Source organism: Escherichia sp. E4385, from assembly GCF_963883145.1.
In the GTDB taxonomy this organism is placed as follows: domain Bacteria; phylum Pseudomonadota; class Gammaproteobacteria; order Enterobacterales; family Enterobacteriaceae; genus Escherichia.
Window position 1 is genome coordinate 214,893 of the sequence record NZ_CAWOOJ010000014.1, and the last position, 12,960, is coordinate 227,852.

Sequence of the window (12,960 nt, forward strand, 5' to 3'; positions counted from 1 at the left end):
TAGGCCGGATAAGGCGGTCACGCCGCATCCGGCATGAACAACGCGCACTTTGTCAGCAATCTCGGGGGCAACTAAATGCCGCCCCTTTCGTTATTATCCTACCGCAGGCGTCGGATCGTCACCTTTGTAGTCACGTTTCACTTCCGTCACTTCATCGCCCTTCTCGTTATGCAAATGCACTTCAAGCTGGTTAAAGGCAATGTTGATGTCGTTTTCACGGCATAACTGATCGATAGTACGGTTCAGTTCATCGACGGTGCGGCTACGGTCGCGCAGTTCACGAACATACAAGCGCAGTTCGTGATCCAGCGTGCTGGCGCCAAATGCAGTAAAGAAGACTTCTGGCATTGGCTCGTGCATCACCCTTGGATGCTCAGTCGCTGCCTGGAGCAGAACTCTGCGGACTTTTTCCAGATCGGAGCCATAGGCCACGCCCAGACGGATCACCAGACGCGTGGTGGTATCAGTCAACGACCAGTTGATCAGACGCTCGGTAACAAACGCTTTGTTCGGGATGATCACTTCTTTGCGATCGAAATCGGTAATCGTTGTCGCACGAATACGGATCTTACTGACCGTCCCAGAGTAGGTACCAATGGTTACCGTATCGCCAATGCGCACCGGACGTTCGAACAAGATGATCAAACCGGAGACAAAGTTACCGAAGATCTCCTGTAAGCCAAAACCAAGACCTACGGATAATGCTGCTGCCAGCCACTGGAGTTTATCCCACGAGACGCCCAGCGATCCGAACACCATCATCGCACCAACGGCAATGATGATGTAGTTAAGGATAGTGGTGATGGCATACGATGCCCCCTGGCGCATGTTCAGGCGCGACAGCACCAGCACTTCCAGCAAACCAGGCAGGTTGCGAATCAACGCCCAGGCCACCATTGAGACGATAATCGCAAACAACAGACTGCCCATGGTGACGTTTTTCACCACCGCAGCGCCAGCTTCAGTGCCGTTGTAATGCCAGAGCGTGATGCTGTCGAGATAGCTGAACACGGTGATCAAATCGGACCAAATTGCCCAGAACATGACACCGAACAGCGCAAACATCAGCAACATGGTAATACGCAGCGTCTGTTGGTTAACCTGCTCCAGCGCGATGGTGGGTTCTTCCGGCGGTTCGGCACCTTCTGCGCCCTCTTTCACCAGATTCTGCCGACGCGCCAGCGCACGACGCCAGGCGATACGCCGCGCCGCTACGCTTAAACCGCGCAATACTGTCTGGTAGAGCAGGTTCCAGATGATCACCAGATAAACGGTTTCAATCCAACGCCCGGAGAGGCGAAGCGTGGTGTAGAAGTAACCTGTAGCGGTCAGCACCATCAGCGCAATCGGGATAATCGACAGCACGGTAATGGTGACCAGTCGCATGGTGTGCGACTCTTTATCACGCCAGCTTTCGCGGCACATCGGCCACACCAGGAAGGCAATCAGCAGCAGGTTGAAGAAAATCATCGCCTGCCCCAGCACATCATCCATCAGATGCAGCGGGGAAAGTTCTGCCACCACAGACCAGAAATGGATCGGCAGCAACGCGAGGCTGATGCGGACAATTTGCCGACGCCAGTGGCTGGTCTGCTGTTCCGGCATACCAAAGTGACGCACGGCAACACCGTTTTTCTCCAGCACTTTCCAGCACAGGCCAAACACCAGCCAGAAAATCGCCAGTTTTTTGCTGAACGACCACAATAATTCACTGATGTTGAGTTGCATCGTCAGTAGAATCAGGCCGACAGCGAGAATAATCAGGCACACCGGCAGTGCGCGGATCAGATCAATAAGAATCGCTTTTGGCGTATTGAGCTGGCTATCGTTACGCAGGGAACCTACCGCCGAAGCCAGTTTTTGTTGATATGCTTTCAGCCAGCCTAAACGCCAGTGAATCAGCCCTGCAATCAACAGCAGCGGCAAACCGGCAAGGAAAGCGATAAATACGGCGGGCCAGGCTTTTTCCCAGTTCACCGTAATTTTCATCGATTTAAACTCATCTTTCAGGGTTTGCGGGAACGCTTTGATCCAGTCCCAGTCCATCGGACGGTTACTGTTCACCCAAAAAATTTGCTGAGTCAGGATGGATTTCAGGTTTTTCGATACGCTCATTAACTGCTGCTGGTTGATTTGCAGGTTAATGGCCATCATCAGCTGGTTACCCAACTGTTTGTTAAGCTGATCCAACAGTTCGCGACGCATATCAACCACTTGCAATAACGCATCGTGAACTTCGCTGTTGACTTCGTTGGCGTGACCTTCTTCCAGCTTGCTGACGAACGCATCGCTCTGGAACAGCGCGTCACGTTGCTGGTTGACTTCAAACTGTTCGAGACGCAAGTCCGCGATGCGGTTGGTCATATTTTCCAGTTCATCCGCCGAGGGCAGCGTTTGTTGTTGCTGATAAAGAATGCGTGAAAGCAGCAGACTGCCCTTCAGGACAGAAATCTGCTCTTTGATGTTACGTTCCGATTGCAGCGCCCGCTCCAGCCAGTTTTTGACTTTGATGTTTTGCTGCATCAGGACATTACCGTTTTCGGTAGCGGTAATCAGACGCTGGCTTAATTGCTGGTTTATTTCCAGCTCCTGCTTCACCAGCGGATTAGCCTGAATACGCGCAGCTTCATCCGGGGTAACGGCTTCCTGCGCCGTTTTTTCGGTTAATGTCAGGCGCTTGCTGTTCACCGCCTCCTGCAACAGTTGTAGCTGATGTTCAAGTCGCGTACTGTTCGCCGTCACGTAATCACGCTGCTTTTGCAGGGTATCCTGTAAGACTGTGTTCCCTTCCAGGCTTTTACGCTGTTGGTCAATCTCGGCATTCAGCAAAGCCTGCTGTGCCTGCATTAACACTTTCTGGCTGGGACGTAAGGCGGCTTCGCCGACCTCGGTTCCATCCAGGCGGCTGCGAATTTGTTGCAATTGCTGCGAGGCGGTATACATCGCATTTTGCACGCGTTCAGGCTGCGTCTGTAACGAAACTAACTGGCTGTTATAAGAAGCCAGATCATTTTGTGCATTCTGCAAATCGTCCAGCGCCTGGGAGACACGTAACTCCAACTGGCGCAACGATAGCGTACTCAGAATTTTGCGGGTTTCTTCGTCGTTATCCACATCGTTGAGCGCAGTTAACGCTGCGGTCGCTTGACGCATTTTCTCTGGCGCTTCGGCAACTTTTTGCCGTAATTGCACCGTTTCGTCTTTTATGCGATCGATTTTCTCGAGGGTGGCTAACGTGTCAGTAATATCTTGCTGCACCAGCTTGTCCTGGGCAGAAAGATCTTTTTGTTTATTCAGTGAGTCAAGTTGTGCCTGCAGGTCTGCTTTCGTCGGTAGATCACCATTCGATGACGCCCGCGCAAACGCCGTGTTCTGGCATAACAAGACAAGAACAAAAGCAATAAATGCTGAAAAAACAAAATGCCGTGATCGTTTGTAATACTGGAACATAGTCATGATGAATGAAGGTTTCTGAACCTGAAGAACGACCTGAACGAGTCGGGTGGCTAGAATATCACGGTGTAGAGAGCCAGAATAGCAACAGCGAAAATGTCCAGGATAAATCCTGGAGTCTGATTCAGGATTTTTCGTTGGCGGTGGGAGTACGAAGAGTCGGGCAAAGAAGATACATTTCCAACAAGATGGCTACATAATCGCGGGCTTCTTTTTTGAGATCAAAAGATTGTGGTGCAAACAGCCAGTTTTCCATCAGGCCGGAAATATAACCGCGCATAATTATCGCCGCACGGCGCGTCATTAAATTGGTTGGTAATAATTTTTTTTCAATACAATGTCTTAACGTTTGCTCTATACGTTCATAACTTTCCAGGCAGAGATTTCGTTGTGCCTGTTGGACAACCGCCATTTCTCCGACAAACTCGCATTTGTGGAAAATAATCTCCATCAATAATCGACGCCGTTCTTCCGTCACCGTCGATTCAAGCACATGAATTAGTATTTCTCTTAAAACTGAGAGTGGATCGTCAGGGAATTTTGCCTGATACTCAAGCTCTAGTTCACCAATATTGGACTCTGACAGCTCCCAGATCTCACTGAACAAATCCGACTTGTCTTTAAAATGCCAGTAGATTGCACCGCGCGTAACGCCTGCCGCTTTTGCAATCTCTCCCAGTGAGGTGGATGATACCCCCTGCTGTGAGAAAAGACGTAGCGCCACATCGAGGATGTGTTGACGCGTTTCTTGCGCTTCTTGTTTGGTTTTTCGTGCCATATGTTAGTGAATTTACAGGCGTTAGATTTACATACATTTATGAATGTATGTACCATAGCACGACGATAATATAAACGCAGCAATGGGTTTATCGACTTTTGACCATTGACCAATTTGAAATCGGACACTCGAGGTTTACATATGAACAAAAACAGAGGGTTTACGCCTCTGGCGATCGTTCTGATGCTCTCAGGCAGCTTAGCGCTTACAGGATGTGACGACAAACAGGCCCAACAAGGTGGCCAGCAGATGCCCGCCGTTGGGGTAGTAACAGTCAAAACTGAACCTCTGCAGATCACAACCGAGCTTCCGGGCCGCACCAGTGCTTTCCGGATCGCAGAAGTTCGTCCTCAAGTTAGCGGGATTATCCTGAAGCGTAATTTCAAAGAGGGTAGCGACATCGAAGCAGGTGTCTCTCTTTATCAGATTGATCCTGCTACCTACCAGGCGGCGTACGACAGTGCAAAAGGCGATCTGGCGAAAGCGCAGGCGGCAGCCAATATCGCGCAACTGACTGTTAATCGTTACCAGAAACTGCTGGGTACTCAGTACATCAGTAAGCAAGAGTACGATCAGGCGCTGGCTGATGCGCAACAGGCAAATGCGGCTGTCACTGCGGCAAAAGCGGCTGTTGAAACCGCGCGGATCAATCTGGCTTACACCAAAGTCACCTCTCCGATTACTGGCCGTATTGGTAAATCGAACGTGACGGAAGGCGCCCTGGTGCAAAACGGTCAGGCGACTGCGCTGGCAACCGTGCAGCAACTTGATCCTATCTATGTGGATGTTACCCAGTCCAGCAACGACTTCCTGCGTCTGAAACAGGAACTGGCAAACGGTACGCTGAAGCAAGAGAACGGCAAGGCCAAAGTCTCGCTGATCACCAGCGACGGCATTAAGTTCCCGCAGGACGGTACGCTGGAGTTCTCTGACGTGACTGTCGATCAGACCACCGGTTCTATCACTTTACGCGCTATCTTCCCGAACCCGGATCACACTCTGCTGCCGGGTATGTTCGTGCGCGCTCGTCTGGAAGAAGGGCTTAATCCTAACGCCATTTTAGTTCCGCAACAGGGTGTAACTCGTACACCACGCGGTGAGGCTACCGTTCTGGTGGTTGGCGCGGATGACAAAGTGGAAACCCGCCCAATCGTCGCAAGCCAGGCTATTGGCGATAAGTGGCTGGTGACAGAAGGTCTGAAAGCAGGCGACCGCGTAGTAATAAGTGGGCTGCAGAAAGTGCGTCCTGGTGTCCAGGTAAAAGCACAAGAAGTTACCGCTGATAATAACCAGCAAGCCGCAAGCGGTGCTCAGCCTGAACAGTCCAAGTCTTAACTTAAACAGGAGCCGTTAAGACATGCCTAATTTCTTTATCGATCGCCCGATTTTTGCGTGGGTGATCGCCATCATTATCATGTTGGCAGGGGGGCTGGCGATCCTCAAACTGCCGGTGGCGCAATATCCTACGATTGCACCACCGGCGGTCACGATCTCCGCTTCCTACCCCGGCGCTGATGCGAAAACAGTGCAGGACACGGTGACACAGGTTATCGAACAGAATATGAACGGTATCGATAACCTGATGTATATGTCCTCTAACAGTGACTCCACGGGTACTGTGCAGATCACCCTGACCTTTGAGTCTGGTACTGATGCGGATATCGCGCAGGTTCAGGTGCAGAACAAACTGCAGCTGGCGATGCCGTTGCTGCCGCAAGAAGTACAGCAGCAAGGGGTGAGCGTTGAGAAATCTTCCAGCAGCTTCCTGATGGTTGTCGGTGTTATCAACACTGACGGCACCATGACGCAGGAAGATATCTCCGACTACGTAGCGGCAAATATGAAAGATGCCATTAGCCGTACGTCGGGCGTTGGTGACGTTCAGCTGTTCGGTTCACAGTACGCGATGCGTATCTGGATGAACCCGAATGAGTTGAACAAATACCAGCTAACGCCGGTTGATGTCATTACCGCTATCAAAGCACAGAACGCCCAGGTCGCAGCCGGTCAGCTCGGCGGTACACCGCCGGTGAAAGGCCAGCAGCTTAACGCCTCTATTATTGCTCAGACGCGTCTGACCTCTACTGAAGAGTTCGGCAAAATTCTGCTGAAAGTGAATCAGGATGGTTCCCGCGTGCTGCTACGTGATGTGGCGAAGATTGAGCTGGGTGGTGAGAACTACGACATCATCGCGGAATTTAACGGACAACCGGCTTCTGGTCTGGGTATCAAGCTGGCAACCGGTGCGAACGCGCTGGAAACTGCTGCGGCAATCCGTGCTGAACTGGCGAAGATGGAGCCATTCTTCCCGTCAGGTCTGAAAATCGTTTATCCGTACGACACGACGCCGTTCGTGAAAATCTCTATTCACGAAGTGGTTAAAACCCTGGTCGAAGCGATCATCCTCGTGTTCCTGGTTATGTATCTGTTCCTGCAGAACTTCCGCGCGACGTTGATTCCGACCATTGCCGTACCGGTGGTATTGCTGGGGACCTTTGCTGTCCTTGCCGCCTTTGGCTTCTCGATAAACACGCTAACGATGTTCGGGATGGTGCTCGCCATCGGCCTGTTGGTGGATGACGCCATCGTCGTGGTAGAAAACGTTGAGCGTGTGATGGCGGAAGAAGGTCTGCCGCCGAAAGAAGCCACACGTAAGTCGATGGGGCAGATTCAGGGCGCACTGGTGGGTATCGCGATGGTACTGTCGGCGGTATTTATCCCGATGGCCTTCTTCGGCGGCTCTACTGGTGCAATCTATCGTCAGTTCTCCATTACCATTGTTTCGGCAATGGCGCTGTCAGTGCTGGTGGCGTTGATCCTGACTCCGGCACTTTGTGCCACTATGCTGAAACCTATCGCTAAAGGCGATCACGGCGAAGGCAAAAAAGGCTTCTTCGGCTGGTTTAACCGCATGTTCGAGAAGAGCACGCACCACTACACCGACAGCGTAGGCGGTATTCTGCGCAGTACGGGGCGTTATCTGGTGCTGTATCTGATCATTGTGGTCGGCATGGCTTATCTGTTTGTACGTCTGCCAAGTTCCTTCTTGCCAGATGAAGACCAGGGTGTATTTATGACCATGGTCCAACTGCCAGCGGGTGCGACGCAGGAACGTACGCAGAAAGTGCTCAATGAGGTGACGGATTACTATCTGACCAAAGAGAAGAACAACGTTGAGTCGGTATTCGCCGTTAACGGCTTCGGCTTTGCGGGACGTGGTCAGAACACCGGTATTGCGTTCGTTTCGTTGAAGGACTGGGCTGACCGTCCGGGTGATGAAAACAAAGTTGAAGCGATTACCACGCGTGCAACGCGCGCTTTCTCGCAGATTAAAGATGCGATGGTCTTCGCCTTTAACCTGCCTGCGATTGTGGAACTGGGTACGGCAACCGGCTTCGACTTTGAGCTGATTGACCAGGCGGGCCTCGGTCACGAAAAACTGACTCAAGCGCGTAACCAGCTGCTGGGCGAAGCGGCGAAACATCCTGATCTGTTGACCAGCGTGCGTCCAAACGGTCTGGAAGATACTCCGCAGTTCAAGATTGATATCGACCAGGAGAAAGCTCAGGCACTGGGTGTTTCTATTAACGATATTAACACTACCCTGGGCGCTGCATGGGGCGGCAGCTACGTGAACGACTTTATCGACCGCGGTCGTGTGAAAAAAGTTTACGTCATGTCAGAAGCAAAATACCGCATGCTGCCGGAAGATATCGGTAACTGGTATGTGCGTGCTGCTGATGGCCAGATGGTGCCGTTCTCGGCATTCTCATCTTCGCGTTGGGAGTACGGTTCGCCGCGTCTGGAACGTTACAACGGCCTGCCATCCATGGAGATCTTAGGCCAGGCGGCACCAGGTAAGAGTACCGGTGAAGCAATGGCGCTGATGGAACAACTGGCGAGCAAACTGCCTACCGGTGTTGGCTACGACTGGACGGGGATGTCCTATCAGGAACGTCTCTCCGGCAACCAGGCGCCGTCGCTGTATGCGATTTCGTTGATTGTCGTGTTCCTGTGTCTGGCGGCATTGTACGAGAGCTGGTCGATTCCGTTCTCCGTTATGCTGGTCGTGCCGCTGGGGGTTATCGGTGCGTTGCTGGCAGCCACCTTCCGCGGCCTGACCAACGACGTTTACTTCCAGGTGGGCCTGCTCACAACCATTGGGTTGTCGGCGAAGAACGCGATACTTATCGTCGAATTCGCCAAAGACTTGATGGATAAAGAAGGTAAAGGTCTGATTGAAGCAACTCTGGATGCGGTGCGGATGCGTTTACGCCCAATCCTGATGACTTCACTGGCATTTATCCTCGGTGTTATGCCGCTGGTTATCAGCACCGGTGCTGGTTCCGGCGCGCAGAACGCAGTAGGTACTGGTGTAATGGGCGGGATGGTGACCGCAACGGTACTGGCGATCTTCTTCGTTCCGGTGTTCTTCGTGGTGGTTCGCCGCCGCTTTAGCCGCAAAAATGAAGATATCGAACATAACCATACAGTCGATCATCATTGATTAACGTCGTAATCACTAAGGCCGCGCAAGCGGCCTTTTTTATACGCGTAATCTTAATGTTGAAATGTTTATAGTTAATGATTTCAAACGTAAGTTAGTTTTAACACCGCATAAAATTCATAAAAAATACTTATTGTTAGTTAATTTATATTAAGTCGTACCGATGGATTTAATAACCCCCAGGCATCTAGAGGCTATTCTTAATTATTTGCGGCAATTCTTTATTTGTTCATGTCAATTACATCATAATCAGAGTAATCCTGGGTATTAGTGTGACAAATCGTCAGACCATTTTATCACTCTCAAACATCCTGATTACATTATGTTATGAATAGCATCAGACAAAGTGCTTTAGCCATTACGTCGTCAGCGCTGGAATGAGGAAGAGAGTCTTTTCCCTCCCCTCCTCCTAATTGTAATTTTTCGTAATAATACGATGAAAACCGCCAAAGAGTAGCTTATAGTTAATCTAACAAGTGAGAGGGCAGGCCAGGTCTGTAAGTTTTCCATCCCAAAAGGTGTCCGTTAGTTCAACCGCTAAGAAGGGGGACGCGTTATGGATGAATACTCACCAAAAAGACATGATGTCGCGCAGCTTAAATTTCTCTGCGAAACCTTGTATCATGACTGTCTTGCAAACCTTGAAGAAAGTAACCATGGTTGGGTTAACGACCCTACCTCGGCCATCAATCTGCAGCTTAATGAACTCATTGAACATATAGCAACCTTCGCACTTAATTACAAAATTAAGTATAATGAAGACAATAAGCTCATTGAGCAGATAGATGAATATCTGGACGACACCTTTATGTTGTTCAGTAGTTATGGTATTAATATGCAGGATCTCCAGAAATGGCGGAAGTCAGGTAACCGACTGTTCCGTTGTTTTGTGAATGCCACTAAAGAGAATCCTGCGAGTTTATCTTGTTAGAATTATTACAACCATGGGTAGAAGTATGTCCGATAAACCTTTAACGAAAACCGATTATTTGATGCGTCTGCGTCGTTGCCAGACAATTGACACGCTAGAGCGTGTTATCGAGAAAAATAAATACGAATTATCAGATAATGAACTGGCGGTATTTTACTCAGCCGCAGATCACCGCCTCGCAGAATTGACCATGAATAAACTGTACGACAAGATCCCCTCCTCTGTATGGAAATTTATTCGGTAATTAAATAGCAGACATTCGAAAATGTAACCGACTGTTTATTAACATTATTATATTATTCGCAATGAAAGCATACTGCATGTGACCTTCATCACATTCGGAAAACGGGAACGTTCTCTTAACTGACTATTCGCATTACCGTGTTGCCGCATTTTCAGCAACGGGAGGTCAGTAATGAGCACAGAAAAAGAAAAAATGATTGCTGGTGAGTTGTATCGCTCGGCAGATGAGGAGTTATCTCGCGATCGCCTGCGCGCTCGTCAGCTTATTCACCAATACAATCACTCCGCACCGGAAGAACAAACATTACGCCAGAAAATTCTCACCGATTTATTCGGTCAGGTAGCAGATGCTTATATTGAACCCTCTTTTCGCTGCGACTATGGCTATAACATTTTTTTGGGCAAAGGATTTTACGCCAACTTCGATTGCGTGATGCTCGATGTCTGCCCAATTCGTATCGGTGATAATTGCATGTTGGCACCAGGTGTTCACATTTATACCGCAACGCACCCTGTTGACCCAGTAGCCCGTAATGGTGGCGCTGAACTGGGGAAACCTGTGACTATCGGTAATAACGTCTGGATTGGCGGACGTGCTGTCATCAACCCTGGTGTAACCATTGGCGATAACGTCGTGGTGGCCTCTGGTGCCGTCGTCACAAAAGATGTTCCGGCTAACGTTGTCGTGGGCGGTAACCCGGCCACTGTCATTAAAAAACTGTAACCATAGTTGCAACTGTTATGCAAAATTGTGGTTAATCTGTTACTTTCATCATATGATTCCCACGTTAAAATAGGGTGTTCCCTGAAAAGTTGCAGATACCACAAAGGCAAAAGATGACTGAAATACAACGCCTGCTGACCGAAACAATTGATGCACTAAATGCACACGAAAAACGCGATAATAAACCTCGCTTTAGTATCAGTTTTATCCGTAAACATCCGGGGCTGTTTATCGGTATGTATGTCGCTTTTTTTGCCACTCTGGCTGTGATGTTACAGTCTGAAACGCTGGTTGGTTCAGTCTGGCTCCTGGTGGTATTGTTCATCCTGCTTAACGGTTTCTTCTTTTTTGACGTTTATCCGCGTTACCATTACGAAGATATCGACGTTCTTGATTTCCGGGTCTGCTACAACGGCGAATGGTACAATACACGCTTTGTTCCAACTGCATTGGTCGACGCTATTCTGAACTCGCCGCGTGTCGCGAACATCCACAAAGAACAGTTGCAGAAAATGATCGCTCGTAAAGGTGAGTTGTCCTTTTACGATATTTTCACTCTCGCCCGCACCGAAGCGACACCATAAGTTGTATCGCCCTCACCAGGCGTAAACATCCGCGCCTGGTGAATTGACAACAATCGTTGCCACAACTCATTTAACGAAACTCCCCCGCATCACTTATCTTTTGCATGCCCTTATTCGCTATCGGATATACTTTCCCTACACTGCGTAAATAAGGACATGCTGGTGAGAACACGACATCTGGTCAGCCTAATTTCAGGAGTACTGATCCTTTCCGTACTTCTACCAGTGGGCTTAAGCATCTGGCTGGCTCATCAACAGGTAGAAACGTCATTTGTTGAGGAGCTACATACCTACTCATCCCGCGTCGCTATTCGCGCCAACAAAGTGGCGTCGCAAGGGAAAGATGCACTACAAAAACTGGAAAAATGGCAAGGCGCAGCCTGTAGCAAGGCTCATCTAATGGAAATGCGCCGGGTATCTTATAGTTATCGTTATATTCAGGAAGTGGTCTATGTCGATAACAACGTGCCTCAGTGCTCTTCTCTGGAACATGAAAGTCCGCCAGATACCTTCCCCGAGCCAGGTAAAATATCGAACGATGGTTATCGGGTATGGTTAACCTCGCACAACGATTTAGGTATTACCCGCTACATGGTTGCAATGGGAACTGCACATTACATAGTGATGATTGACCCCGCCTCATTTATAGATGTGATTCCTTATAGCTCGTGGCAAATTGATGCCGCGATTATTGGCAATGTGCATAACATTATCATTACCAGCAGTGACGAAATAGCCCAGGGAATTATTACCCAGCTGCAAAAAACACCGGGTGAACACATCGAAAAGAATGGAATCATTTACGATATCCTGCCTCTCCCCGAGATGAATATTTCCATAATCACCTGGGCTTCGACAAAAACGTTACAAAAAGGTTGGCATCGGCAGGTCTTTATCTGGTTGCCTGTCGGATTGTTAATTGGCCTACTGGCGGCAATGTTCGTCCTGCGGATTTTACGCCGTATCCAGTCACCGCATCATCGCCTGCAGGATGCTATCGAAAACCGCGATATTTGCGTGCACTATCAGCCTATTATCTCCTTATCGAATGGAAAGATTGTCGGAGCCGAAGCGCTGGCGCGCTGGCCGCAGACAGACGGTAGCTGGTTGTCACCGGATAGTTTTATCCCGCTGGCGCAACAAACGGGCCTGTCAGAATCTCTGACTCTGCTTATTATCAAAACGGTCTTTGAAGATATGGGCGACTGGCTGCGTCAGCATCCGCAGCAACATATTTCGATCAATCTTGAATCCACTGTGCTCACCTCGGAAAAAATCCCGCAATTGCTGCGTGAAATGATCAATCACTACCAGGTCAATCCCAAACAGATCGCTCTTGAACTCACTGAACGCGAGTTTGCTGATCCCAAAATCAGCGCCCCGGTAATCTCCCGATATCGACAGGTTGGTCATGAAATTTATCTTGATGATTTTGGTACCGGTTATTCGAGCTTAAGTTATTTGCAGGATCTGGATGTCGATATTCTGAAGATCGATAAATCCTTCGTTGATGCGCTGGAATATAAAAATGTCACACCGCATATCATCGAAATGGCAAAAACGCTGAAACTTAAAATGGTGGCGGAAGGGATCGAAACCAGCAAACAGGAAGAGTGGCTACGCCAGCATGGCGTGCATTACGGCCAGGGATGGTTGTACAGCAAAGCATTACCGAAAGAGGAGTTTATACGCTGGGCAGAACACCATCTGTGAATTTTGGGGCTGGCGGCACGCCGCACA

General features: G+C 49.5%; 9 protein-coding genes. 7 read left to right on the forward strand and 2 right to left on the reverse strand.

The window, feature by feature from the left end; genetic code table 11:
* Window positions 1–93: 93 nt before the first annotated feature.
* Together mscK and acrR are read right to left on the reverse strand one after the other, a co-directional pair.
* A complete protein-coding gene (gene mscK, locus AACS80_RS15455; protein WP_131160988.1) occupies window positions 94–3,456 on the reverse strand; it encodes a mechanosensitive channel MscK in 3,363 nt (1,120 codons plus the stop codon).
* A gap of 121 nt (window positions 3,457–3,577) precedes the next feature.
* Window positions 3,578–4,231: a multidrug efflux transporter transcriptional repressor AcrR gene (acrR, locus tag AACS80_RS15460; protein ID WP_135409618.1), complete on the reverse strand. Its 654-nt coding sequence runs from the start codon at window positions 4,229–4,231 to the stop codon at window positions 3,578–3,580.
* A 141-nt stretch (window positions 4,232–4,372) separates the two neighbouring features.
* Here acrR and acrA point away from each other — a divergent pair, with 141 nt between their 5' ends.
* The 7 genes from acrA to AACS80_RS15495 all read left to right on the forward strand — a co-directional run bounded on the left by acrA (window position 4,373) and on the right by AACS80_RS15495 (window position 12,933).
* On the forward strand, window positions 4,373–5,566 hold the full coding sequence (acrA, locus tag AACS80_RS15465) for a multidrug efflux RND transporter periplasmic adaptor subunit AcrA (RefSeq protein ID WP_130206293.1): 1,194 nt from the start codon (window positions 4,373–4,375) through the stop codon (window positions 5,564–5,566).
* A 22-nt stretch (window positions 5,567–5,588) separates the two neighbouring features.
* Window positions 5,589–8,738 carry an efflux RND transporter permease AcrB gene (acrB, locus tag AACS80_RS15470; RefSeq protein ID WP_130206291.1) on the forward strand — a complete coding sequence of 1,050 codons (3,150 nt, stop codon included), beginning with the start codon at window positions 5,589–5,591 and terminating at the stop codon, window positions 8,736–8,738.
* A 556-nt stretch (window positions 8,739–9,294) separates the two neighbouring features.
* Window positions 9,295–9,669: an Hha toxicity modulator TomB gene (gene tomB, locus AACS80_RS15475; RefSeq protein WP_021532618.1), complete on the forward strand. Its 375-nt coding sequence runs from the start codon at window positions 9,295–9,297 to the stop codon at window positions 9,667–9,669.
* A gap of 25 nt (window positions 9,670–9,694) precedes the next feature.
* On the forward strand, window positions 9,695–9,913 hold the full coding sequence (locus AACS80_RS15480) for an HHA domain-containing protein (RefSeq protein WP_001280991.1): 219 nt from the start codon (window positions 9,695–9,697) through the stop codon (window positions 9,911–9,913).
* Between the two features lie 171 nt (window positions 9,914–10,084).
* The gene (maa, locus tag AACS80_RS15485; protein ID WP_138183864.1) at window positions 10,085–10,636 is read left to right on the forward strand and encodes a maltose O-acetyltransferase; all 552 of its coding nucleotides are present in this window, start codon (window positions 10,085–10,087) and stop codon (window positions 10,634–10,636) included.
* A gap of 113 nt (window positions 10,637–10,749) precedes the next feature.
* Complete coding sequence (locus AACS80_RS15490) at window positions 10,750–11,220, forward strand: YlaC family protein (RefSeq protein WP_130206287.1); 471 nt, start codon at window positions 10,750–10,752, stop codon at window positions 11,218–11,220.
* A gap of 162 nt (window positions 11,221–11,382) precedes the next feature.
* Window positions 11,383–12,933, forward strand: coding sequence for an EAL domain-containing protein (locus AACS80_RS15495; RefSeq protein ID WP_135492535.1), 1,551 nt, complete (start codon window positions 11,383–11,385; stop codon window positions 12,931–12,933).
* Window positions 12,934–12,960 lie beyond the last annotated feature (27 nt).